Origin of the sequence: Rufibacter roseus, assembly GCF_001647285.1 — a bacterium.
Classification (GTDB): domain Bacteria; phylum Bacteroidota; class Bacteroidia; order Cytophagales; family Hymenobacteraceae; genus Nibribacter; species Nibribacter roseus.
Map to the genome: position 1 here is coordinate 164,217 of NZ_LRML01000008.1, position 25,333 is coordinate 189,549.

21 protein-coding genes and 1 pseudogene are annotated in these 25,333 nt (G+C 41.9%); 2 read left to right on the forward strand and 20 right to left on the reverse strand.

Translation table 11 applies throughout. The features are described from left to right. Nucleotides 1–489: 489 nt before the first annotated feature. The 12 genes and pseudogenes from A8O23_RS13585 to A8O23_RS13640 form a co-directional block, all read right to left on the reverse strand. Nucleotides 490–1,149 (reverse strand): porin family protein, encoded by a 660-nt coding sequence (locus A8O23_RS13585; RefSeq protein WP_066622113.1) that lies wholly within the window; start codon nucleotides 1,147–1,149, stop codon nucleotides 490–492. Between the two features lie 674 nt (nucleotides 1,150–1,823). After that, nucleotides 1,824–2,135: a hypothetical protein gene (locus A8O23_RS13590; protein WP_066622114.1), complete on the reverse strand. Its 312-nt coding sequence runs from the start codon at nucleotides 2,133–2,135 to the stop codon at nucleotides 1,824–1,826. A gap of 212 nt (nucleotides 2,136–2,347) precedes the next feature. Further along, nucleotides 2,348–2,728 (reverse strand): hypothetical protein, encoded by a 381-nt coding sequence (locus A8O23_RS13595; RefSeq protein WP_066622115.1) that lies wholly within the window; start codon nucleotides 2,726–2,728, stop codon nucleotides 2,348–2,350. Nucleotides 2,729–2,977: 249 nt separating this feature from the next. Then, complete coding sequence (locus A8O23_RS13600) at nucleotides 2,978–3,601, reverse strand: DUF6515 family protein (protein ID WP_066622119.1); 624 nt, start codon at nucleotides 3,599–3,601, stop codon at nucleotides 2,978–2,980. Between the two features lie 305 nt (nucleotides 3,602–3,906). Beyond that, nucleotides 3,907–4,206, reverse strand: a complete 300-nt coding sequence (locus A8O23_RS13605) for a hypothetical protein (protein ID WP_153042205.1) — start codon at nucleotides 4,204–4,206, stop codon at nucleotides 3,907–3,909. 297 nt (nucleotides 4,207–4,503) lie between these two features. Continuing rightward, nucleotides 4,504–5,213, reverse strand: a pseudogene (locus A8O23_RS13610) (DUF4197 domain-containing protein). Between the two features lie 96 nt (nucleotides 5,214–5,309). Continuing rightward, complete coding sequence (locus tag A8O23_RS13615) at nucleotides 5,310–8,114, reverse strand: outer membrane beta-barrel protein (protein ID WP_074988385.1); 2,805 nt, start codon at nucleotides 8,112–8,114, stop codon at nucleotides 5,310–5,312. A 222-nt stretch (nucleotides 8,115–8,336) separates the two neighbouring features. Further along, nucleotides 8,337–8,543 carry a hypothetical protein gene (locus A8O23_RS13620; RefSeq protein WP_066622129.1) on the reverse strand — a complete coding sequence of 69 codons (207 nt, stop codon included), beginning with the start codon at nucleotides 8,541–8,543 and terminating at the stop codon, nucleotides 8,337–8,339. 80 nt (nucleotides 8,544–8,623) lie between these two features. Further along, nucleotides 8,624–9,382 carry a LytR/AlgR family response regulator transcription factor gene (locus A8O23_RS13625; protein ID WP_066622131.1) on the reverse strand — a complete coding sequence of 253 codons (759 nt, stop codon included), beginning with the start codon at nucleotides 9,380–9,382 and terminating at the stop codon, nucleotides 8,624–8,626. Then, the gene (locus A8O23_RS13630; RefSeq protein ID WP_066622132.1) at nucleotides 9,379–10,452 is read right to left on the reverse strand and encodes a sensor histidine kinase; all 1,074 of its coding nucleotides are present in this window, start codon (nucleotides 10,450–10,452) and stop codon (nucleotides 9,379–9,381) included. Before A8O23_RS13630 ends, A8O23_RS13625 begins: the two co-directional genes overlap by 4 nt. 193 nt (nucleotides 10,453–10,645) lie before the next feature. Then, nucleotides 10,646–11,650: a Kelch repeat-containing protein gene (locus A8O23_RS13635; RefSeq protein WP_066622133.1), complete on the reverse strand. Its 1,005-nt coding sequence runs from the start codon at nucleotides 11,648–11,650 to the stop codon at nucleotides 10,646–10,648. An 18-nt stretch (nucleotides 11,651–11,668) separates the two neighbouring features. Next, nucleotides 11,669–12,985, reverse strand: coding sequence for a DUF4270 family protein (locus A8O23_RS13640; RefSeq protein ID WP_066622138.1), 1,317 nt, complete (start codon nucleotides 12,983–12,985; stop codon nucleotides 11,669–11,671). A 779-nt stretch (nucleotides 12,986–13,764) separates the two neighbouring features. On the opposite strand from A8O23_RS13640, the gene A8O23_RS22100 reads away from it, so the two are divergent. Continuing rightward, a complete protein-coding gene (locus tag A8O23_RS22100; protein ID WP_394365315.1) occupies nucleotides 13,765–14,076 on the forward strand; it encodes a site-specific integrase in 312 nt (103 codons plus the stop codon). 519 nt (nucleotides 14,077–14,595) lie between these two features. Here A8O23_RS22100 and A8O23_RS13650 read toward each other — a convergent pair. The 4 genes from A8O23_RS13650 to A8O23_RS13665 all read right to left on the reverse strand — a co-directional run bounded on the left by A8O23_RS13650 (nucleotide 14,596) and on the right by A8O23_RS13665 (nucleotide 19,387). Beyond that, on the reverse strand, nucleotides 14,596–16,512 hold the full coding sequence (locus A8O23_RS13650) for a DUF4365 domain-containing protein (protein WP_066622142.1): 1,917 nt from the start codon (nucleotides 16,510–16,512) through the stop codon (nucleotides 14,596–14,598). 259 nt (nucleotides 16,513–16,771) lie between these two features. Further along, a complete protein-coding gene (locus A8O23_RS13655; protein WP_066622144.1) occupies nucleotides 16,772–17,596 on the reverse strand; it encodes a hypothetical protein in 825 nt (274 codons plus the stop codon). A gap of 97 nt (nucleotides 17,597–17,693) precedes the next feature. Further along, a complete protein-coding gene (locus A8O23_RS13660) occupies nucleotides 17,694–18,515 on the reverse strand; it encodes a hypothetical protein (protein ID WP_066622146.1) in 822 nt (273 codons plus the stop codon). A 122-nt stretch (nucleotides 18,516–18,637) separates the two neighbouring features. Further along, nucleotides 18,638–19,387, reverse strand: coding sequence for a hypothetical protein (locus tag A8O23_RS13665; RefSeq protein WP_066622148.1), 750 nt, complete (start codon nucleotides 19,385–19,387; stop codon nucleotides 18,638–18,640). A 745-nt stretch (nucleotides 19,388–20,132) separates the two neighbouring features. Here A8O23_RS13665 and A8O23_RS13670 point away from each other — a divergent pair. After that, nucleotides 20,133–21,809, forward strand: coding sequence for a hypothetical protein (locus tag A8O23_RS13670; protein WP_066622150.1), 1,677 nt, complete (start codon nucleotides 20,133–20,135; stop codon nucleotides 21,807–21,809). A 350-nt stretch (nucleotides 21,810–22,159) separates the two neighbouring features. Here A8O23_RS13670 and A8O23_RS13675 read toward each other — a convergent pair whose 3' ends face one another. From A8O23_RS13675 to A8O23_RS13690, 4 genes are all read right to left on the reverse strand, one after another. After that, nucleotides 22,160–22,600: a hypothetical protein gene (locus A8O23_RS13675; RefSeq protein WP_153042206.1), complete on the reverse strand. Its 441-nt coding sequence runs from the start codon at nucleotides 22,598–22,600 to the stop codon at nucleotides 22,160–22,162. Between the two features lie 53 nt (nucleotides 22,601–22,653). Further along, nucleotides 22,654–23,289: a recombinase family protein gene (locus tag A8O23_RS13680; RefSeq protein ID WP_066622153.1), complete on the reverse strand. Its 636-nt coding sequence runs from the start codon at nucleotides 23,287–23,289 to the stop codon at nucleotides 22,654–22,656. Nucleotides 23,290–23,513: 224 nt separating this feature from the next. Then, complete coding sequence (locus A8O23_RS21335) at nucleotides 23,514–24,164, reverse strand: helix-turn-helix transcriptional regulator (RefSeq protein WP_082883053.1); 651 nt, start codon at nucleotides 24,162–24,164, stop codon at nucleotides 23,514–23,516. Further along, on the reverse strand, nucleotides 24,164–25,243 hold the full coding sequence (locus A8O23_RS13690) for a site-specific integrase (RefSeq protein ID WP_066622155.1): 1,080 nt from the start codon (nucleotides 25,241–25,243) through the stop codon (nucleotides 24,164–24,166). Before A8O23_RS13690 ends, A8O23_RS21335 begins: the two co-directional genes overlap by 1 nt. Nucleotides 25,244–25,333: the final 90 nt, after the last annotated feature.

The following is a 25,333-nucleotide window of genomic DNA, read 5'->3' on the forward strand; positions in this document are numbered from 1 at the left end:
TAGAAAGGAAATGGAGACAGTGTTTCTCTTAGCCCTTCAAGATAAGGCTTATTGACGCTTAAAAGAATTAGCCAAGGAGTTTGGCAATACTGCTAAGATGTTGACTATGGAATTGCCTAACATGTACAAAAATAAACCAATAGGTAGATAAGTATTAGACACTCAACCTATAATTGTTTAGAATTACATTACCCCCCAATGGCTGATTAGACTATGCCTACTCGATACCATGCGCGCTTGGGGGGATTCACAGAAAGGAAATAATAAACTTCCTTTTCCTTAACAGTAAAAAATTAGAAGCTAGGACTTAATTTCAATTTGTAGGCAAAACATCCACAACAATATAGATTGTTTGGATGTTGAAGATTTAGATTCATTGGTATAAGAAAAATAAACCTTTTAGGCTGGACTAGTTTCTGCCAGTAGAAATGTAGAATAAAAAAAGGAACCCAAAATTGTAGGGTTCCTTGTAATGTGTAGGAGATTCAATTACTTGAACTGGTAGAAAATTCCAAACTGCCCAGCACGAGTACGTAAAGATTGCCCAGGATAGACTTCATCTGGATAAATATTAGTGATTCCTACATTATAACGAGCATCAAAACCTAATCCAGATTTAGTTAAATATCCGAATCCAATGGCCCAAGTAAGATTAACTCTTTGGATATCAAGTTTCCTAGATTCATTGTTTTTATCATTGGCATCCTCAAAATTAGCATTAATAATCAATCCTGTTTGCGGTCCCGTTTGTATTCTAAATTGCGAACCAATTTTATATTGAACTAAAATAGGAATGTTTATGAGGTTTATATCAGTTTTGCCTCGGTATTCGAACGGAATTTCTGGTGAACCAGGGAAGTCATATTTAGCTCCTTCTTTAGAATACACCACTTCTGGCTGAATGGCCCATTTATCATTCCAATCATAATGAGCTAACACTCCAAGATGAAATCCTATCCGAGGTGTGACCTTGGCATCTGGTACCCGGTCTTCGTCATTCATACTCGTCACGTTTAAACCTCCTTTTACGCCAAATTTTAATTTTTCATAGAAATCAGAACTTTGAGCGAGGACTAAAGAAGTGGAGAATACACTAAGTGTAATTACTGCCACTACTACTAAACTAGCTTTTTTTATTGTGTTTTTCATTTTGTGCCATATTATAAATTCAAACCAAAAGCTTAATTGTAGAAGCTAAAATCAGTTATTAAGAATCAAAGTATTGGTTTTATTTGAGAGTTTGTAGAGTTAAATCCCTTAAGAGTAGAAATATATTCTCAAAAGATTTTTCTCTCATTTTTCTAAATTCACCACGAAAAGAGTATTACACAGTTTACCGCATATAGGAAATCATGTTTTGGATTATTGATTTAGAATTATTCAAGATCGTCTTAAGATTAATCTTTTCTTAGTAGACTTTTGAAATATACAGTTGTAGGCAAAAAAAGTTACATAGCAATATTGGCTTAGGAGCCAATATTGCTATGTAACTTTTTTTGCCTTTTTAAAATATATCTACCAGATCCCCAAAAAGCCTCAGCAACTGAACACCCAGATTCGAAATGTGAAGATGCCCTGCTTGCTTGATCTTTTGTTGTTTTAAGTGTAACAGTGGGTTCTCCACATCTTTTTTAATTAAGATTATGTATATTAAACCACCAAAACCATCAAACGAAGTTATAGAGAAATGTCTTTTTAAGAATATAATACCGGCAAGGCGTTTTGATCAGTTTCTTTGTTCTTCCATCGTCAGGTACTAACACCGTGGCTACTGAGGATCAGAAAATTTAAATAGAAGATAGCATAAAAGAGTATGAGATTTTTTAGAATATCTGGTGCAATGCAACAGTTACCTTGGTCTGCACCATGCTTTTACCGTAAGGCTTGAGCTCTACATGTAACATATTTCGGTGGTTATATTCGTTCTCCTTTGCGAACTCAGGCAACGCCATCACCAGCTCGGGAAACTCTAGCCACGCCTCAGATACTTTGCGCACGTACAGCGTTGGCTCTATATAGCAGGAAGCCATAAACGCACCCGGTTCTTTCTTCTGGTCTTTGGTATAGGCGGTGCCAGCATCTAATTGCCACACCAACTGCTTACCTTTGTCTTCTCTATTAAAATAGTTACCCAATCCTATGGTACAATTCTTTCTTCAACTTGTTGCCTCTGTCAGGGGCAAGTTAGAGGATATGACTTGAATAAAAGTAGGTGCCAAGGTCTATATTTTGGCTTCTCGGCTCATAAATAAAATAGCGGGCGCATATTCCTTAAAGGCAAATTGATGAAGCCTATAAAGAATTTTGCGCCCGCTGGAATAATTATTTGTGTCTCTAAACTTGATTATTAGCCCTTTCTGGCTCCACGAGACCTGGCACCTCCCATGTTATTTCGTTCTGCTTCCTGAATTTTCTTGAAATTTTCTTCTCCAACCAGGGCTTTTATTTTAGCATTCTTATTCTCTTGCAGCTTTTTCATTTGCTCAGGATCAGGACGGGTGCCACTCTGCCCGCGCATTGCCGCTGACTCTTTGTAAAAATCAGTATAAATCACCCGAAGGTCACTCCATTGGCTATCTGACAAGGTTACTTTCTGTTTCAGGTTAGAAATAGTTTGCTCTACACGCTGTTCCTCAGTCATTCTTTGTCTGTTGCCTGGCCCTTGCTGGGCTATACTGGTTCCGAAAGCTGACAGCACTATAACTGCCATGATGATTAATTGTTTCATGTTAATTTTTATTTTATGGTTTAAGAAAAAGGATTCTCTTCACTGGTGAGCAAAAATTGTTATTTAAAGGAAAGCGCAACAGATAAAAGCAAGTGAGGGGGACAAATGCGGGGATGAGGTTGACAAAACCTTTGTTAAACTAGTTTTCTTCCAGCACATAGTGTTCTAAATGTATAGGCATTTAAAAGTAATGGTATACCATTGCTTAAACAGGCCCATTCGGCAAAAGGAGCGCAGTGGAATCCTGTATTAAAAAGTCACAACCTGATAGCCGATTCTGTCTTCAAATTCAGGGGCATCCACTTCAGCATAATAGACACCATCCAGGAAGTAGTACTCATTGCCGTCCACAACCTTGATTTCGTATCCCTCCGGCAATGCATCCACTACTGCACCCTCTGGGGGATTCACCACAATGTAATCATCCGTGTTAGCTGCCTTGAGGTAGTACGTTCCGTAATAATAGTAGTAAGTCCTAGGGCCGATTGGGACAGCTCTGAATCCAACAGGCAGCATTTGTACCCTTACCCCCCTCACTGGGCGCGTTACAACATAAACACCGTTGCGCCGTGAGTAGTAAACTCCATTATGGTAGAAGAACTGACTGTCCCCAAAACTGATGGTTACAAAGGAGGCAGGCAGCGCAGTGACTTTTGCGCCCCACCTAGGCATTCCAACGTAACGCGTATGGGCTTTTCTCACCACCACCTTTCTGACGTGTCTTCTCGCGACTACAACTTTTTTTGGAGCCCTGCGATTAGCTGCGACCAGTTTCTCCGCCTTCCTATCTCTTCTGTTCTGGGCGAGTAAATCCTCCCCCGTCATTGCCAACGCGGCAGTAAGAATAATGGACATCAGAATTGTCGTTTTCATGTCTATTGAAATTAATTTTAAAATTCATTTCATCCCTTTGATAACTAGAAAGGATAAAGTTTTAATTCCTTGCTCTATGGGGGAGGAGAAGGTATATATCAGATACCAGTATCAAAATACAGTGTATTTATACTGGTATCTGATTTTCTTAATCCAAACCAGCTTATGTGCTACAGCTTCTAATTTCAAAGCAGCTACATGTAACAACTATGTTGTTTGCCTTTCATTTTGCTTCTTCTCTAGCTCGTATTGCGCGTATTGTTTCTTGCTGGCTATTTTCTTGAACTCCTTGTCCCAGTCGGCTCTCAGGCGCTGCATCTGCTCTCCCCGCCCTTGGCCAACTGGCCGCGGAGAGCCTGCACCTGCTGGGCGTGCTTCAGGTTAAGGGCCTGCAGTTTCTTCGTCTGCGACTTGTTAAGATCAAGCTTCTGCTGTAGCACTTCGGTGCGCTTGGTAGCCATTTGCTCCGGCGACACGTTTGGCTTGAGGTATCGGTCGCCGCGGGAGTTCCCTCTGTCATAGCGGCCTAGCTCTGTTCTGTTGTCGCGTTGTGGGCCGTTCTGTGCTTGTGAGGTGGTGGCTACTGCCAATCCGAGCATCATCATTACCACTAACTTTTCATATCCGTTTGTTTTAAAAGGTTAAAAATTTACTTGCCTTGGTTGCAAAGGATAAGGCAAAGCAGGTGCCAAAAACCGCCTAAAACGGTTCATATTGAGTCAAACGGACAAGCGCGCATCTAAAGCGGACGGACGGCCAGGTGAACCAGCTCCTTTCATTTCGGGCAGGTCGCAATGTAAAAAAAGGATTTCCACCCACAGGTAAAAATGCTTTCAGGGTTGACTCTGTTAATGCCTTCTTAGTAGGCGGTGCAAATTTTGTCCAAGGGGCTTTTCTGCTTTTTATTGCCCAAAGACTTTCTTCAACAAGGCAGAGGTGCGGGCCTGGGGGGGGGCCCTGATCGCTTTCTCCTCGTTGGCCACCAACACAAAAAGCCCTTCAATGGCTTTCTGCGTGGCGTACCTCTCTAAATCCGGGTCTGCTTTCTTCACCAACGGAATTTTGTTGTAGACATTGATGAGGCTGGCGTAGTGCTGGGTGGCGTTTACTTTGGTTAGGAATTCTTGATGATGGGCGAGAACTTCTCTGTCAACTGCGCCGAGGTGGTGCGCTGCAGGTATTGGGTGGCGGCATCCTGCTCTCCCTTCAAAATGGAATACCCGTCCTGGATATTCATTTGCCGTATGGCCGAGACAAAAATAGGCTTCGCCTCCTTCGCCGCATCTTCGGCGGCCCGGTTCAGGGAAAGCACGAACTTGTCAACCTCCGCCCCCATGCCCAGTTGCCGAAGGCGGGTTTCCACCTGTTGCATTTCCGGGGGAAATAAAATCTTAATGCCGTCATTCCGGAAATATTCGTCCACTTGGGAGGCCAGATCAGAGCCCTTAGAGGCGCCGTTGACAAGGGCCTCTTTCAAGGCAGCCCCTATCTCGTAAGAAGAAACACCATTAACTCCGCTTAGAACGCTCTGTTTACTTTTGTTTAAGTTGATCTGTGCCATTGCACCGTTAGCAGCCAGTAAAAAGGCCAGCAGAACCATTACCTGTTTCATACATTAGTATTAAAAAGTGGATGGAAGAAATTTCCGTTTTTAGCCTTCTTTTCAAAAAATAGGCTAAAAACGGAAGTTTGTGTTAGGTTAGCGATGTTACCCCTGCGGCGGTCCGCCCGGTGCCCCACCCCGTGGCGAGCCAGGGAAGTTGTGGTCGCGGCTTGGTTCTGCGGGGGCGCTTCCGCTGAAGTTGCGGAGGTTGTAGGTGAAGGTGAGCATGAAGAACCGCTGCAGCACGCTGGACTGCACATCTTCCACGTATTGGGCCGTGATGTTACGCTGCACGCTCACGTTCTGGTTCAGCAAGTCGTTTACGCTCAAGCTTATTTCGCCCTGCTGGTTAGGGAACAGTTTTTTGCTGATGCTCATGTTCCAAAGCAAATAATTGGCGTTGTAGCCCTCAGATAAACCGGCGTTGTACTGGTGGTGCAGTTCGGTGCGGTACACTAAGCCCGGCCCAAAAATCCAGTTGTATTTTAGGTTAGTGCTTTGCGTGAAGTAATTGCTGTTAGATTGCCCCTGCAGCGAGTTCTGCACAAAATTGTAGCTGGAGTTGGTAGAGATGTTGAAATCTATTTTCTCACTGATGTTGCTGCTCAGGCTCAGCCCCCCGCCCACGTTGGTGGCGCTAGCCACGTTCAGTACTTGGTTGGTTAAGCCGGGAGTGCGGGTGTAGCCTACGGAGCCGTTTAGCCCGAAATTTGAACTCAGGAAATCAACCGGCTGCCCGAAGTGGAAGAAAGTACGCGCGTTCACAAAGCCGTCTAAGTTGACCGGCGTAATCAGCTGCTGGCCTTTCTCCAGCACCAGTCCATTAGCCAGCGTAATAGGCTCGGTGGTGGCTCTGGTGATGCTGTTGCCAATGTAATCCTGGGTAACACTCCCAAACAATCCCACAAAGAAAACGCGGTTCGTTTCTGGGCTGAAATAACGGAAACCACTCCGGATGTTGTGCTGGTAGCTTTGCTGCAACGCAAAATTACCCTGGTACAGCAGCAGCGGATTGGAATTGTCAATAGCTTCAGACAGTTGATCTACCGAGGGGGCTGTGGTTCTGGTGGTGTAGTTGAAATTAAGGTTCTGGGTAGCCGAGAATTTATAGTTCATTTCGGCCGAGGGCAAGATATTGTCAAACCGTCTTGTGTAGGTATTCTCGTAAGGGTACACTTGGTCGTTGTCTAGCGTGGCCAATTGGTACCGCACATTAAACCGTACCCGCAACGCGTCTTTGTTGAACTGGTACCCCGTACCGAAGCGCTGGGTCAGGTACGTGCTCTGAAAGGTGTTGCTCAAGTTTGGTTCCAGCTGACTGTAGGTGCCGGTGGCCTCGTCAAAATCATACGACCGCTGGTCGGCATCGTTGAATTGGTTCCCTACGGTATACATCAGTTGGCCCTGACCGTAGGTTCCTATTGGCTCGTTGTAGGTCAGGTCGCCGGTCCAGGAAAAGCCGGTGCGGTCTTGGTTTGTGAAGAGATTCTGATCTAAACTGGTAGCCGTGCCGCGGTAGTAGACGGTGTTGGCCTGCAAGAGGTTCTCCGCGTCAACGGTGGTGTAGGAGGTGTTCAAACTGGCCGAAAGCGACCGCTTGGTGCGGCCAAAGTTGTGGCTATACAAGATGTTGTTGTTGAACGTAAGCGATTGGCTTTCGGAGGCCGTCGTATTATCCGATTGGTTCAGGGGGCCGTTGGCGTTGGAGGTGGCGCTGGAAACCGCGTTGTCGGCCGTGCTTTCCTTCACCGACAAGCTGGGGGTAATGAGTAGCCGGTTGTTTTCGTTCAACTTATAATTCAGCCGGAAGTTTAATTGGTGATCTGTATTAGTGGTACTGCTTAGCCGGCTTTCAGTGTACACCTGATTTGAGTCTGAAGGCAGGGTGTAGTTCTGGATTCTGAATTGGTTGTTGGTGATGCCTCGGTTCGTGAATTTATAGTTTCCGCTCACTTCCACTTTTTGGCCCCACATATCGCTGTAATTAAGCCCAAGGGTGTTAGTAGAAATAAGGCCCGAGGTAGTGCCCCCGCCCATAGGCGGGCGCCGGCCGCGCATGCCGCCGCCGGGCGTTTCGCCCACCGAGAAATCCAGCATATTGATGTTGTTCGTTAAGCCGGTGAGCGTGAGGCGCTGGTCTCCATCAAACGAATTGACGGCCACGCCCACCATGTATTTATTATCGGTGCCGTACCCAGCCGAGGCTTTTCCGAAGTAGCCGTTCCGCTTGTCTGGTTTGGTGACGATGTTGATGGTTTTGGCCGCGTTACCGTCATCCACGCCGCTGAATTCGGCTTGGTCACTCTTCTTGTCGAAAATTTCGATGCTGGCGATCACATCGGCGGGCAGGCTGCGGAGGGCGGCGCTAGGGTCATCGCTAAAAAAGCGTTTGCCGTCTACCAGCACCTGCTTCACGTCCTCCCCCTGCGCCTGCAGGGTTCCGTTGGCCATGGTAATGCCCGGCATCTTCTGTACCAGGTCTTCGGCACTGGCATCAGGGGCGGTTTTAAAGGCAGCGGCGTTGTATAGGGTCGTATCTCCCTTCATTTCGCCGGGCGGAATTTTTCCTACCACCGTTACCGTCTGCAATACCTGCGCTTCCACTTCCAGCCCCAAGTTCCCCAGGTTTAGGGATTCCATGGCCGGAATAGTTTTCTGCAGCGTCCGGTAACTCACGAAAGAAATCCTCAGGTAATAGTTGCCGGGCGGAACGGAGAACTTGAATTCGCCGGTGGCGCTGGTTTGGGTGACCGTTTGGGTGGAGTCCAACATCCGAATGAGCGCAACAGTAGCTCCGGGCAAAGCCGTTTGGTCTGCGGCGTCTACCGCCTTACCAGTGATTGAAATGTTTTGGGCGAAGGCGCTGAACCCTAAGGCCAGCAGTTGGAATAAAATAAAAAGGCGTCTCATAGTTTGTTTCATCTGGGGCAGGCTTTCTGCCTGATGAAACAAAAGTCAGCAAAGGGCCTTCGCCTCACCAGCTAAACCACCGTGAAACAGGCAAATGGCGGGTTAAAGCGGAAATTTCCGGAGATGCAACCAGAATAAAAATTGCTGTTTTCAGCCCTATTTTAGAAAAACAGGCTGAAAACAGCAAATCAAAAAGTAGATAAGAAATGTTTATATACTGAGCTAAGCAGCCACAAAAGCCTTCCGCTTCACCGCTTTCAGCTTCTGCTTTTTCAGCGACTTCAGTTGGGTCTTCAGTTCATTCAGCTCCTTCAAAAACAAAAGCGTGTCTCTTTTGCCCAACTTCTGAAAGTCAGTGGAATAGAGTTGCTTTTGCTTCTGGGCCAGTTGGCTTTCTAAGGATTGGATGCAGGCGTCTTCCAAAACCATAATTGTATATTTAGTAAGAAGGGAAATTGAATCATGCTCTGTTTTAGGCCTGTTTTAAGAAAAACAGCCCCAAAACAGACTTAATGCGAGAGCCACTGCAGAAACAACGGACTTTTGGCTTTGCTCACAATGATTTCCTCAGTAAACGGAATGGTCAGAGCTAATGACAACTTACGCCCGAAGTACTGCGAGGCTTCTTTCACTGCTTTGTGGTGGACCAGAAACTGACGGTTGGCTCGGAAGAACTGCGGTCCGCAAATGGCCTCCATCTCTTCAAGGTTGTGGCTCAGCGTAAACTTTCTCTGGTCAAAAGTGAGCACGTGGGTGATTAGGTTTTGGGAGTAGCAAACGGCGATCTGGTCTACAGGCAGCGGAATGATCTTGTCGCGCTGAAACACCAACACGGAGCTGGGCTTCTGGGAAAGGCGGTTGTCGAGCATCTGCAGGAGTGCTTGGTAGTCTGGTTTAGAAGTGGCTAAACTGGCCTGCAGTTGCTTGAACTTCTGCAGGGTTTTCCGGACGGTGTCTTGGCTGAACGGCTTCAGAATATAGTCAATGCCGTTGGCCCGGAAAGCGTCTAGGGCGTACTCGTTGTAGGCGGTGCAGAACACTACAGGCTTGGAGATTTCCATGGCGCTGAACACCTCAAAGCTCAACCCGTCGCCCAGCTGAATATCTGAGAAAATAAGATCTGGGGCGGCGTTTTCCTTAAAATAAGCAATGGCCGTCTTTACAGAGGGTAATTTGGCTTGGATATTTACACCCGGTTCAACTTCCAAAAGCGTATCAGAAAGGTCCTCGGCCATCAGGGCCTCGTCTTCAATGATAACAATGTTCATGAAAATATTAATTTAAGTTCTACTGAAAATGACTTATCCATCTCAATAACTTTTATGCCATGCCCACTAATGACTTGGTACCGCTCCATCAGGTTTTTGAGTCCGATCCCTGAGCTTGGCTCCAGAGTTTGCTTTGGCTTTTTGTTGTTCCAGACCAAAATGGTGTCATCTGTTCTGTAAGCGATCCGGATGGTGAGGGGTTCTTCTACAGTAAAGGCATTATGCTTGATGGCATTTTCCACTAGCAGCTGCAACGAAAAAATGGGTAGGCAGCCGGTGAGCAGAATGGGCTCAGGTATGTCAATAATGTAAGAAAAAGAATATTTGAAACGCACTTTCTGCATCTCCAGGTAATCAACGCAGAGCTTTAGTTCCTCTTTCAGCGGAATGGTGGTTTCGTCCTGTCCGGTGATGGAGGCCCTGAGCAAATCTGACAGCCGCACCAGGTATTCCTCGGCCTCGGGCCGCTGCTTTTTAATGAGCGATTTCAAGGTGTTGAGCGAGTTGAACAGGAAATGCGGCTGCAGCTGGTGTTTGAGGTGCTGGTGCTGGGCAATGGCGTGGTTCATCTTCAGCTGGCTGTTCTCAACGGCTATCTGGGCACTTTTACGCTGCAGAATGAGCAGGTCCATGAGCACTAGAATAATGGTGTTGTTGGTGAGCGCTACCACTAAGGGAAACATACGGGGGCGTCCACCTTCATAGAATGCCAGGAGCAAGGCAGAATGACCGTAGTAAATACCGACAGTGAGCAAGTAACTGGTTACATACCGGATACTGTTCTTTACTTTTTCGCTGCGGTTAAACCGTTCAACCCAACCGTACAAGTACATGTTGATGAACCATAGGCTAAACATTAACAGTGAAATGCCCGCCACAACAAGCAGGATTTCCTGATTGGAAGGCTCAAAAGGGAAATTGGGGGGACGGTGAACTCGGAGAGGGCGTCTCTGCAGAAATAAGGGTTTGCCAGCGTTAACCAAAGGGAAAATACTCACCACGCCCCACGCCACAGAAGTAATTAACGCTATTTTCCACAAGCTCTTCATATGGCCTTCGGATTTTAACATAAGATTCTGGCTTTTTGTCTTGAAGGTAACACTTGGTTGCTAACTTGCCCATAGTGCCGGAACATTTTGAGCAGGATATAAAAGAAGAGCCCTCTTGTATAAGGGCTCCTCAGTAAATGAACAAATTGGGATGACAGCAAGCCCTTTTTATTTTCTACAAGGGTAAGTAGTCAGATATTGAATAGTGAGGAGGTTATTCGTTGTCCATGGTGGGGTCAAACTGCCATAGATCATCAAAGCGGGTAGAGCCGTAAGCACCGGTGGTGACGAAGCCGTAGTTACCGATGGCAAAACCGACGGCTCCTTCGCGGGCGTACCCTTCAAAGGCGTTCATTGCTGTCCAGCTGTCGCCGGAGGCATCATACTGCCATACTTCTGAAAGGGTTGCGCCGTTTGTACCCACGCACAGATACGCTTTGCCGTTGATGGTAAAAGGAACTGCTGAGCCTCTAGGCGTTGGATAGGCTTCATCCTCCCGGTCTGTGGAATTCAAGGCTTTCAGTCTCGTCCAGGAATCGGCGATTGGGTCATATTCAAGGAAATCATCTTCGTAAAGACCGTTATTCTGACCACCGCCTATGTAGCCTTTTCCGTTGAGTGAAAACGCGAAGCCGTTAAATCTTTTGGCACCGCCCAGCCCAACTTTCTCGGTCCAAGCGCCGGTGGAAGGGTTGTACTGCCAGAAATCTTTTTGATAGTTTCCGTCATAGCCAGCCCCTACATACCCATTCTCATTGATGGAGAGAGCAAGAGCTCCGTAACGGGCTGAGCCCGGAAAATCTGCTATTTGGGTCCAGGTATTAGCTTCTGGGTCATACTCCCAAAAGTCTTTTAAATAAGTTTCACCGTTGTAGCCGGTGCCTACGTAGCCTTTCCCGTTCGCGCTGAAGCTGACTGCCGCGCTTCTGGCCACCCCTGGAAACTCTGCTATTCTGATCCAGGCGCTCTTGCTGGGGTCGTACTGCCAGAAGTCTTTGAGCCTGTTCTTGCCGTCATAGCCGGTGCCCACGTATGCTTTATCGCCTATGGCAAACCCAACGGCACCGCTGCGGGTAACGCCGGCAAATTCAGACTGCCTGATCCAATCACCCATCACGTTGTCGGTATCAGAATCGTCAGAGCTGCAAGCGGTGGTCAGGAAAAGGGTACTGAGGAATAGGTACACGTAAAAGCTTATTCTGTTAATAGGTTTTCTCATGGTTGGGTTTAACTAAAATTAAAAAGATTTGGTGTAGAAGATGCGAAGTCTTACTTTATTACTGGCGTGCGCTGGGCCGCCCACGCACAGTCTGTTCACGGTAGAGATAAATGATTCTGGCGCGGCAGCCAGCAGAAGGCCATTGTTCTCAATGTTTCCACTGAGCAACTGCGTCAGGTAATCAGTAATCTGGAACTGGTACTTTGACATCATGTCATATTCCATATCCGGGGCGTAAATAGCCGATTGGTATTCTGACCCTGAGAAGTCTTTCAGGAGCTGTCCGGCAGGTACATTGGTTTTGCTGGATTGGTACAAGACAATAGTTTCCGGCGGCAAGGTGGGGTAGCGGTTGGTGTTGGTGACAGGAACAATTTCCAGAACCGCCTTATTGATTAAGTTTAACTTCATCTCGTCTTTCAGGCTGGCCAGATTTGGGAAATCCAGTTTTACCATAATGCCCGTACCAGATTGCGTGAAGCTTATGTCATTGGTAAGGCTGCTGCTGATGGACTTTCCTCGCTTCAATTCCTGAAAAGCCGTTTGGCTGAAGTTACCTTTTATCTCATTGAACTGCGTACTGCCGGTGATTAGCGGAAAATCATGAATAGCAGCAGTGGTGGTAGCCGAGGTAGAGGAGTAGTAGAGCCGTATTTTTACGCCGCTAGCCGTTCCGCCTAAAATGACTTTCTGCCCCATCCCGCTAATTCGGAAACCATTTAAGAGGGGAGCATAGTTTGGGGTGTTTAAGAGTGAGCTGCCGTTTTTCTTGAGTTCCGTCAGTTGCTGGCCTAGTGCTGCGGGCAACGGTATGGCTATGCTGTCTCTGCCTACTGGCCGGGGTGAGAAAGTATAGGTAGCCAAAGGTTGGGATTCAGTTTTAAAACTGGAGGCATTGTACAAACCAGAGGAGGCGTAGAAATAAGAATTGGGAGCCTCCGTGCCTATGTAAGGCGGCAAGGCCTTGGCTTCAAGAATCTCTTCCAGCAGCTGCAGCTGCAGTGTCATGCTGGCGGTGGTATCTCCGTAGGAATAGCCTGAGTAAGGCAGTATAAGCTCGGCGGAGTCATAGGTGGCGCTTGCATCTGTGAAGCCGATAGCAGAAAAGTCTATATAGAAATATGAATTGGCGGTCACTTCTCCGGTCATTGCGTCTGGATAGCTGCCGAATAGCATGGTGCCGGTTCCGGAGGTCATTACAGAGTCGAGGTAAACGGTAGAAACGCCAACAGTGGCCGTGTCTGTATACAGCACTTTCACACTGCCGTCTTCCAAAGCCAAGCCGATGCTGGTATTGTCATCGCAGGAGGAGAAAAAGGGTAGTGCCAAAAACATCAATAGGCAGCTGAATCGGTATGTTTGGGAAAGGCCTTGTATTACCATGTAGTTAAGTAGGGTTCTAAGGCACAAACTTTCAATTTTTAAGCAGGCAGTACCATCAATAAAGAAGTGAAATGGACAAAAAGGCAGGTGAAGCGGACACGGTTGTCCTTAGAGAGAAATGCCTGTTGGATACAAGAGAAGTATCCAGAAATATTAATGGTACATGTAATTTCTAGACTAGAAGTAGTTGAAATGGAGCGAACCTGCAGTGGAGATAGAAATATTCCTAATCGGTTTTCAAAACGAAGTAACTCCGTTTTACTAAAATGTAAAGGACCGCTCCTTCAATTGATTACATATTTCTTTATTAAATAAACCTTAATTTGCTAATAAGTACTACATGTAGTAAAAGAGGAATTGCCTAAGCGGTTAAATTATTTCAAGACACGGCTTACTAAAAGATTTGTCTAATATAACGGCTACTTATTTTTACATTTTTCCAATTCATTATAAAGTTTAATTAAATGCCTTCACTAATATCTACTTGGTTTTACTGGGTCACGGTTTCGGATTATTGTATCAAGCGCCAATCTTGCTAATGATATGACCTTAAAAGGATCGAGCACAACTTGCAGTGGATTAGAGTGAAATACATTTCTCGGGCTGCTCCATTTTTTAAAATGCGACTAAACCTAAAGGTCTATTTAGTATTCTCTACTGAGTGTTATTTAGTACTTAGGGCTTAGGATTTGCTATCGCTTAGATGGAAAGACCTGCTTGGGAAAGATGATTTGATAATTGTAGAAAGAAAAATCAAGAAGAAGCGTTGCCTGATCATCAACCAGAACCTGAGGGATGCTTTGGCCCATTTCAAAGCAGAACTGGGAGAGCAAGGTAAGTTCAACCCGCATGAATACCAATTTAGGAACAGGAGAGGGGAAAAGTTTACGATACAGCACCTGAATGCGATTTTGAGGGATACCTTCACCCAATACCGGATAAGGGTACAGAACAGCAGTTCGCATACTCTACGGAAAACATTCGGGAACCGGGTTTGGGAGATGGACAGGAAATCGGAGAGGAGGTTAGTGTATTTATCGTAGGTTTTCTCCCGCTCTACCTTAGCAATTACAAAAAGGTAAATCGGCATTATCTAGGAGGACATCCAGAATGTCTATCTTAACTTATAATATAAAAGGCCTGTTCCTTTGGGACAGGCCTTCCTTCAACTCTTGTTATTTTTATAATGCTCTAAAGGTTTTGTTACATATGTGAAAGCAACTGCGTTTGCTGAAAAATGCTTCCGGAGTTCCTGGTTCAATAATACAGGTCATTTAGAGAGAAAGCCGGGAGAGTTACTCGAGGACCGAGTAACAACAGGGTAGCAAAAAATGGGCAACCATAGGCTAAATATAACAAACTAAGGCAAAGCTGATTTATTGTAACAGGTTGATTAAGTTGTTGTATATCATTGGCTGCCTCATTTTGCAAAACTTATTTACCGATGCAGAAAGTGAATAAAGGGGGTATATATTTAAAAATCAGACTGATAAGATTGTTAAGGTAACATAAGGGTAACAAGAATTTACTGTAATGCCCTTCCATATTACCTTTTTAAGGAGCTATTTATCACCAAAAAAGCGCATAACCATGGGTGACGGTATATAAATATTATCCACCACACTCTCATTCAAATCTTTGGCACTCTCTAAAAGATTGTCAATGAGTACTTCTTTTTGTTTGAAAGGTATGTCTGTAGAATTACTTAATAAATCGTTTATGTCATTTAAAATAGAATCTCCAAACTGGAACAGAAGCTGAACAAACACTAAGTTGAAAAATTCAGCCTGTTCAGCACGTATACACATAAAGAAAAAATGAACCCATGTTTCTCTATCTACTTCACTTAAAATAGCAGCGTTTTTCAGAGCATAAAATGCCTCATAGAATTCACCCTTACTTTCATATAAATACCCTAATTCCCTCCAAGCATAGTAATTAAGTGGGTAAGCTTCAATTGATTTTTTATATATATCTATGTCTTTAGACTCATAAGCATTATGATATAGCTCATTTGAAAGTGACTTATCTAAAGCAGTTTCATTAAATCCCATTTTGATAAATTCGTTGCACATATCATGTAGCATAGATTGGTATGGACTTGGCATTTTATCCATTTCAACTACTTCTTTCAAAAAGTAATGATAAGATTCTTTTGCATCCTTATACTTACCTTGCCACAGCAAACAATCCGCATACAAAGCATGTGTGAAGGGTAAATTTAATTTTTCTGTATCCAGTTCAATAGATTTTTTATAAAAACGTTCTGCATAAAAATAATGTTCACTAACGAATAGCATACCTGCAAATTCATGCCACCAGTAATACCTATTCAAATATTCTGGATTATGTTTCCTTGCTAAATTATAATAATGAACAGCAAAAAGGAATTCATTCTGAATCCTATATACATTTCCTAAATTATAACTAGTAACACCTTTATCTTCTGAATCTGGGAAGATATTATTTGCGCGGATAAGGTTATCCTTGTAAGACTCGATAGTTATATTATTTCCAAATAGTGCAGAATTTAGACAATTGAAATCTTTTATTAGTTTTTCTTTAAGTGTTACTTCTATTAATTTCTGTAATTCGAACATATAGTTCTTGCTAGCTGCAAAATACCCAATCTCTAATAGTGTAAACTCATTTTTATACGCTCCATTATACAGGGCTAAAATCTTTTGCAATAATTGCAAACTACTTTGAGGGGATAAATGTAAGAAAGCAGAAGTTATAAAGAATAATATCTCAGATTCAGCTTTGTTCATTGCGCTACTATCTACAATTGGGCTAGTAATAAAGCTATACTCTTTGTCACTTATATTTTCTAAAACATATTTGTCTCCATTTATATCAATCTTTACTTTTAAACCTTTGTCATACTCGTTTAAGCTTATACTAATCTTAAAAGGATAATACGCGCAATCCAAACCATACGAATTCGGATAATATTTTTCAATCCATCGAATGATTCTACGTTCAAATGCTTTCTCATAGTTACTTTTAGAATTAAAAACTACTTGAATACGTTTAGATATTTCCTTAGTAAAACTACTTTCCAATCTGTTAAAAAAATCTCTATCTATAAAATGCTTTGTATCCAATTTTATAAGCACAGTAGCTTGACCTTCTTTTATTTTTAAGCAGTCAAGTAGGTTATTTGCCCAAATACCCCAAAATCTTTTTTCATTAGTACTATAAAAGACAAGCAATACTGGGTAGTCTAAGCTTTTGTAATAAGAAAGCATATCAACAGCTAATGGTATAGCTATTTTCCCTTCTTTTATATTTTGGCTTGTTCCTTTTAGTTGAACAATGAAGGTTTTACCAGTAGAATTGTGGTTTGTAAAGATTTCAATATGGATATCTTTGCCATAGTCCTTTGTAAAGTCATTTGCTACCCAAGCATCTGGAACTAATAATGCAAAGGCCTTCCTTGACTCTTCTTCTATGATATGTTGTTCTACTCTTTTCATTTAATTCATTAAATATTATAAATAATTGTATGCCGTTTTCTCTTATGTATTTATCTTAAAATGCATTGAAAAAATTTATAATTATTTCACAACCTTCATGATAAAAGAAAAATAAAGTTAAATTCTATATGGTAATAATATGAATGCCCCTACAACTGCCCTTTATTGGAGCGCTTGGAAGGGCATTTTCTGTTCCATTAAATTATTTAACGTGCGAGGCCGTCGGCCAAAGCATGGCTTATGCACCTTGTTACAGAAGTTATTTTTTATAAATTATATCCTTTGGGATAAATTTTTGTTTATTGAATTCTGCTATTGATTCTTCTATACCCTCTATTTGCTTAAATGCTTTGGGTTTATGTCCAGTTTTTAATGTCAAAAACTCTGTAAGAAATTTTTCTCCAAAAGTATTTACAAAAGAATAAAGTTCATCAGATACGATTGTCTCCCCTTGGTCATCCACTTTAGTATAGATTGGCACCCAAATAGTGTGGTCCAACTCGGAATCTTCTTTGTAAGTTGCTTGATTGATTGTTAAATAAATTATTACATCAAATGAAGACTCCTTGAATTTTCGTCCTATCAAGTCAGATATCACGGCAAGGAACCCTTGATTTGTAAAAAAATAATTTCCATCATTTATCAAGAATACAATTCCATTTGCGTTCTTTTTATTTAATGTCTTTTTAGTTTCTTCTATTTGTTTGTTTGCTTTGTAAATGGCACGCTCGATTGTTTTAGATGCTCTTTCAATCATATCATCAATACACTTCTGAGGTAATTGATTACCTCTAAAAGTATATTCTTTCAGGTCTTCTCCTGTCATCAAACCATTTGCTATCCATTTTTCAAATAATTCCATTAAACGAGGAATATCTTCAGGCTCTGAAAAAATGTCTTTTTCAAATGTCTTTAATTCTGCAACAATTACTGGATGTTCAAAAAAGAAATCTGCATTCTGTCGGTCTGTTTTATAGCTTTCTAATTTTTCTACTACTGTACCGCCATAATATTCGACGTATTCTGAAAATAGACTTTCAACATCAGGAAAAAAAGGTCTGGTAAATTCTTGAGGTTCGTTCATATAATTTCTGCTAATGGTTAGGCTAAACGGCGGCGGAGACCGTCGTGAGATGCTGCCGTTTAGGTGTCGTTATACGATATTTTTTTTCAATAACAAATTAACTTCTCAAAAGGCGATTAGTCCAATTTGCATCAAGTGAACTAAGTCTGCTCTTTTTAATTCCAAGCCAGTTACTTCTTGAAAAGTATTCTGCTCTTAGTAAAAAGCGACTAAGCTTAATGGCTAATAATAATTTAGATAAGCCATTTATTCTGATTGTTTCAGAAAACACACGAGTTCTATTTAATTTGCCAGTAACTTTTTTTGAGTTTGCAGCACTCTGCATTTCATCAGGAGGTAAATCTTCTAATCGAGCTGCTTCCGCCCATAACAAGTCTATTAGAATTAGGCATCTTCTGCGAAGCCCGTCGTGGTATACAAGCCAATCCTGCATTTCATTTCTAATTGAGCTATGCTTTTCTGACTCTAATTCTGATGAGAAATAATGTTGGTAACTTGGTTCTAGCAACTGCCTTAATGGTCTACTTTGTCGTAAAAAACCAGTCCCAAAAATTGGATATGTATCTGAAACGGTTAAATGACCCTGTAATATTCTGGTTGAAACTTCTCCTAAAAGGCCGAAAATATTTTGGACACTTTCAAGTGCCCAAATTGTTGGGGCTGAATAACTATGTTGGTCGGTAAGTTCTTTAAGTTTGCTTAATCTTTTATTATTAACTACTTGGTAATATTCTCCTTCAACTCTTCCTATAAAAATAACATTTCCCCAATAGGGCTTTAATTTATTCCAAAGTTGTCTGTATTCTGTAATTAATGCTATTCTTGTTTGACGTTTTTGAGATATAAGAACAAAAACCTGTGCAAGTCCAACAATTACTAATAATACGGTTGCTAAGGCAGTCAATGTAGCGTCACTCATTTGCTTATTCTATATTTTAGTAAGCTTTAATTATTTAAATACCGCATAATGGCCTAGTTAATGAGTCGTGCAAGACCTTCGGCTGTAGCATGGCTTATACACCTTGTTATAGGCTGTGCTTTTTATACGTACTTTATTAATTTTTCTGTTGTTAAATTAGCGAGTTCCCCGTTTTTAATTGTTATAAGAAAGCGGTAATTTATATTTCTAAAACAAACAACTTCTACGCCAGTCTTATTCTTGTTATAACTTTCAAGAAATAAACTTTCAGGTAGTATGTTGTATTCATTAGCAATTTTTTTTCTAATTTGTGTTGGCAACTTAAATCGCTGTATGCTGCTTTTAGGAAAGCCCAAGGATACTAATTTATCAATTATCAAAACCGACATACTGGAGGCAATACCAATTAAATAATTATCCCAAAAACCAGTTGCACCCCATTCATATAAATATTCTGATTTAATAACAGTCTGCTGATAGTCATGTAGAAAATCTAAATCCTTTTCTGAATAGTGCCCAGCGACAGCATCATCTCCAATAATTAAATAATCTGGTTCATGGTCCGTTGTGAATAGATTATCAATTAATTGTTCGTTAGTTACAAGTAAGTCTTGGCTCTGATAAATTAGTTCTTTGAAATAATCACCCTCTCTAAAAAAGTCTATTAATTCTATTATTGTATAATTTTCAAAGTTGTAAGTTATAATTTGAATTCCTTCAATTGCCATTTGTCTACCTGCGTGGTGTAAGAAGTCTAAAACCCAACTCCTTTCCATTTCTGTTTCAAAAACGATGCTTCCAAAATATATCTTGTCACTTGAATGTGAGGCCTTTTCGGTAAGTGTATAAATGTCTATCTTAAATTTATTCATATTAGTTTGTAATCTTTAGCCTTGGATATTATTACTGGATAAACGGAGTTCGTTCCTGTTATTGGCACAATGCGCGGAAATTGCTTTGCCACTGGTTTCAATGTTTCTTTTTTGCGATTCGCCTAAACCAATTTTCAATGTAACGATTTATCCCTGCACCGCAAAATATCCTTCAAAATGGCTGTGAAAGGGTTTTTCTTAAGCCTTTTTTAAGTTGCTAATCCCAAAGGCACATGTTAAACATGGTTAACAAAGAAGCGGCTATCCGTTTATAAAAGTTATTGACCATATATCCCTGAATAGCCATACCTTCTAAATTTTTTAAATTTAAAAAAATCTGTTGTTATACCGTTTTTCTGAAAGGCTTGGTCACGTGCCCCTGTATGCAGTTGAAACACTCTGCAAAAACATTTCAAATAGGTTTTCCATCACTCTCCTTTAAAAACGGCACTTAAACAGGTAGGGTAAAGCTGTTTAAGGCGGTTTGACACACATACATATTGAAAAGAAAACCTTAGGTAAACAGGTGTAAACCTAAGAAGAACAGACTTCTCAAATGGCCTTTTCACCATTTAAATCAAACGGCAGGACAGTGTTTTGCAGGTATTCCTCTTGGATTTCCGTCGCAAAAGGTAAGTTCTACTTTTTTTTAAATCCCCTAAAAATACCTCCCCAAACCTACTTTCACTTGCACGAGTCGTGGGTATCTTTACTGTACAATTAAATTTCATATCAAATACAGTAAATGACATTGGAAAAGACCACTTCAGAGCCTCTAGTAGCCATACCAGAGAATTTCAACTTAAAAGAGTTTATAACAAAGAACAGTACAAACGGCATAAAGCCATTCAAGGAAAACATTTTATTGTATTTCATGGGTCTTCTCACCTCAGTGCCCTCACAGGACTTTGACCTTATCACGGAAAGCGGCTATGTGCGCCTTTCCTCTAAGCTTTTGCAGGGCATCGCGCACAACTACCTACAGTACATAGACTACATGGTGAAGTACCGCCTTATTGACCGCATGGAGCAGTATCAGAAGGCAGGAATGCAGACCATGAGGGGAGGCAAGGTGGTGACACTGGAAGGTAAGTGTATGGGCTACCGCTTCATGCCCCACTACCAGACAAAGGTAAAGTATGTGGCCTTGAAAGACCAAAGCTTCATCAAACGCCTCTCCAGTAAGGCAGAGGCAAAGACGGACGGGAAGGACGTTTACCCCTTCCTTCACCGTTGGCTAAATGACAAGAGGCTAAACATAGACATAGAGGGCGCTGAAAAGTTTTTCATGGTGAATCTGGGAATAGAGGGCAATGCTTACCCAGAGCCAAACGCACGGATGAAGTTCAACGCCTACATGCACCCTCTGCGGATGCTAAGGGAAGGAAACGGCAACTTCACCTTTACCATTGACGAGACAGGCAGGAGACTTCACACCCCCTTCACCTACATGAAGCGAGAGGCAAAGCAGTTCATTACGTGGGGGAAGGACAAGAGGAAACTCGTTAGCCTAGATATCAAAAATTCCCAACCTTATCTTCTATTGGGTCTTTTAAGTGGCAGTTTGTACGGACTGGATAAAGAGTTTACAGGGGCGTTAAATAATTTAAGAGAAACAAGGGCTGACTATCCTTCGCTTGCCGACCGAAAATTAAATTTAAAATCATTTAATAATTCCGCAAAGGCGTTTCTGGATAGAATTTCTATGTTAGACAATAGTTCCTCTTCTAACAGGGCTTCCTCTAAGTCTGTATCTATGTCCTTTACCACCCCTTTCTCTCTTAAATGCCTACACAGTGACTACCAAAGCATCATAGGGCATGTCTTTCTAAGAAGTTCCTCTTCTATGTCTTCCAACATATCTTCTTCCATAATGTTAGTAGATATGTTCAGCAATGACATGAAAAACAATGATTCCAGTGTTCTAGAGGACATAATAAGATATCGTGAGGGGGTCACAGACGGTAGCTTTTACCCGAACCTGAGGAAGTGTTTTGAAGAGGAACTAGGGGTGCCCTACAGCAGCATGAGGGCTTTTAAAGATGAAGTTCTGGCCGTGCTTTACTCAAAGGTGAACGCGGGTGCCTACCTCAATGAAAGGAAGAGAATATTTGCCAAGCACTACCCCACAGTCATAGCCTTCCTTGACTTGTTGAAGGGGAAGAACTTCCTTGGTGAGAAAAGCTATACTTTGCCAGTGACCCTGTTGCAACGGTTAGAGTCGCACATGATGCTTGACAGGATTGGCAAGCGCATTGTATCGGAGAAATGTAATTGCCCCATGTTCTTCATCCATGACAACCTAGTTGTTTTGGAAGAATACGAGGAATTTGCCACGCGCATAATTAAAGAGGAAATGGAAAAGTGCATTGGGATTGCCCCAATGGTAAACGTAGAGCCTTGGGCAGGGAAGGAGCTTTAAACACTGTTTGTCAAAAGTATGAAAATAGCCTGTTTTAGCCTCTGTTTCTGTTTGACCCCACCGTAGGATTACTGAAGAAAGAAGTGCGCTAAAACAGGCTAATACAGGCTTAATTCAGGTATGTTTGAGGGTGCCCAATAGGTGTGCAGAACCTCTAAAATAAGCAGTAGCCTAGGCAGATGGAAAGGATAGTTACGTTGGTGGAAAGTCAAGAATCTTTAAATATAAAATAACGCGTAATAGGCGTTACTAATCTTCCTTTGAATAAAGCTTACCGTTTGCTCACTTCACAAGAAACGATAGCATGACGAGGCTAAAACAGGGGCAAAACAGCAATCAATAACAGCGCCTTAGAACTGTGACAGCACCCAACCCGACTTCTTGGAAATGTAGGCTACCCCGTCTTCCAATTCAAGCTGAATTTTGGCAGGGTCTGTGTCTGGAACGTCTTTCAATGTGGCCTTTGTAAAAAGGGATTCAGAGTTCATCTTTTCACTGAGGCGCTTTTCTTCCACCGTCATTTCGCCGCCGTTTAAAAAATAGTAAGCCCTAATCATATCAATCACCTCTTCAACAAACTCTGCATAAGTGTATAGGTCTTCGTGGCCGTAGTAGTACGCCTCTAAATATAAGCCCTCTATGTCTAACAAGAAGTCTTCCTTGAATCGGTTGCGGCACCACTGTAGCCACTGGTCTTCTGGATAATACCTTATTCTACTTTCACACCAGTAGATTGCCCCCTGCATTTCTGGAGATTGCCCCTCTGAAATCATATCCTTGAATCTAGGCATTGGTTGCGGCTTAGGCTGTTTTTCCATGATTTTAAATTTAAATTATTGATGTTTTAGGCTTTTGCGGTGCTCATGGCCTTCTTCACCTTCTGCACTGTGGCTGTACTAACGCCGCATATCTTAGCCGCATTTCTCACACTCTGGCCTTTATGTATCTGCGCAACCACTGTCTTGTACTCTGCCAGAAGCGCATCATTGTTCTTTGTAGTGCCTTCCCTGCGGCCTAACTTAACGCCCTTTCTTCTGGCTTCATCTAGGCCTGAATTAATTCGCTCTATCAATGTCTCTTTTTCCATTCTCGCGAATTCCGAGAGAAGAGTAAGGAACATTTGCGACATTGAATTGGCCTTCCCGTCCGCGTTAAGGGTTTCAATCTGGTGGTTCATGATAAAAGTGGATACACCAGATTCTTTCAGAGCGTCAACCACCTTCAACACTTCTGTGGTATTTCGACCAAGCCTAGAGACCTCTGCTACCAGTACCTTCTTTATTGCCCCATCCTTTGCCAATTTTAGTAAGTCAACAATGCCCTGCCTTTCCTCATTGGTCTTTGAGCCAGACACCTTCTCATTGATGGAGTCAACCACCTTATAGCCCATGGAAGCGGCGTACTTTGTTAGGTCATTTATCTGTCTGTCAAAATCTTGGCTTGTCTTGCTTACTCTGGTGAAAATTGCTACTGGTGTCATTGTCTTTCGTACTGTTCAGAAGGACAAACTTATAAAAGTGTATCAAATAAAACAAGTGATTATTGTGATACATTAAATGGACACTGGATAGTGCTTAGAGGTGCTTGAAATAAGGGGTAAAAGGGGGAATGATTATTTTGATACAGTTAGTGTGGATTTATGTTCTCCCTAAACTACCGTGAATGACTTTCACAGATATTATAATAAGCTACTTAAAAGCTAAATTAACGTTTCTTTTTACTCTTCAAAAAAGTAGATGCTTCCTTTTCTATCTCTTCTATAGTTTTACTACGACCTGAAAGCATCCACTTATCTAGTTCTTCTCTGCGGAAGAAAAGTTTGTTGCCTAATGGGTTATAATGAGGTATTTTATTAGAGGAAGTTAGTTTGTATAGATATGATACTGAATAACTTGTGTGAGTTGCGGCTTCTTCAATGGTTAGAATTTCTTTTTGTAGGATTACGGACTTTTCTAACGCTTTTTCAATGTTTGCTAACCTTTCAGAGTCGTTGCTAATAGTTGGAAGGATTTTTAGCTGTTCTTCCCAAAAGGATATTGTTTGAGGCAAAGTTTTCTGGATAGCTAATAAGGATTTTTCCTTTTCACCTAACCATTCTGTCCACAATTTGTGACCTATAACATTATCTTCTGTTCCATCATGGAATTTAGAAAGACCAAATTGCTCATTTGCAATGCTTTGCATGAAGTAATTTACCCCTAAAGTTTGTAGCTTGTGGTTTGCGTATTTTAGCAGTGATAGCTTTTCAGGCATTTGTGTTTCTGCAATACCTTCATTGAAAGTTTCTTCAACATGTTCGCTTAAAAACACTTTCCAAAGAAAGGTGCTAAAATGCTTTTCAATGTTCGGATTCATTAAGAGAGGCCTAGGTTTACTAAAGAAATAGCCGGAATCATATTTACTGCTTCCTTCTTTTTACTGTCTACTATCTTAGTGTAAATGGCTGTAGTCTTTATGTGGCTATGACCAAGCAACTTTTGTATTACGTACAAATCCGCTCCTTTGGTTAAGGCCAATGTTGCAAATGTGTGCCTTGAACAGTGAAATGTAATATGCTTCGTGATACCTGCTCTTAAACACCATTGCAGTAACCGTACATTGTTATAGGCACTGTATTTTATGTTGAAAATCTTTTTGTTAGGTTCAGAAGGTTGCCCTGCAAGGGCTAATGCTGTTTGAGATAAAGGAAGGTGAACGAATTTGTTTGCTGTTTTTAAAGGTCTGAATTTCAAATTCTCACCATCTACTATGTCCTTCCAATGTAATGCCTCTACGTCAGACCAACGTAAGCCAGTATAGCATGAAAAAAGAAAAGCCCTTTTTAACTCTTCTGATTCACATTTTGCGTCGGCTAAGGCTTGTACTTCCTCATAGGTTAGATACTCTCTATTGGTTTCAGCTTGACCAACCCCTTTTACCCGAGAAGCAGGGTTCTCAAAAATTATCCTGTCTTCAAATGCTCTTCTGAGGGTAGCTTTAAATTTATTGAAATAAGAATCTGCACTATTTTGGCCTACCTCTTTAGTAAGGAAGGTTTTAAATCCTTCAACAAATTTTTTGTCTATGTGACTAAACTGCAAGGAGCCATTGGAATATGTTTGAAGCTGTTTTATTGAACTTACCCAAACTGAATAATTTCCTTTGCTAGCTTTTTTCTCTTCTGCATATTCCCAAAAGTAGGCAATGAAGTCGGTTGGCTTAGATTTTAGGTCAATTAGACCGTACTGGTCATTAACAAGTTGCTGTTCAACCTTTAGACGAGCGGCTTCTGCTATCTTTCTGTTTTCCTTATCTTCCTTTTTAGAGGTAGCGTCTTTTCCATTAGTGATTGTAAATGGAAAAAATTTTGTCTCTCTTTTACCATTGTGGTAAATGTCCAAGTAAAGCTTTTCTTTTCCTTCTTTGGTTTTCTTAGCCCTTAAAGCAACCCCCATCTTTGTTTTTATTTGTTACCAAGTTAAACAAAGGTAACAAATGAGTAACACTCAAACAACAAACAAAGGAAAAGGAAGGAAGATAAAAGT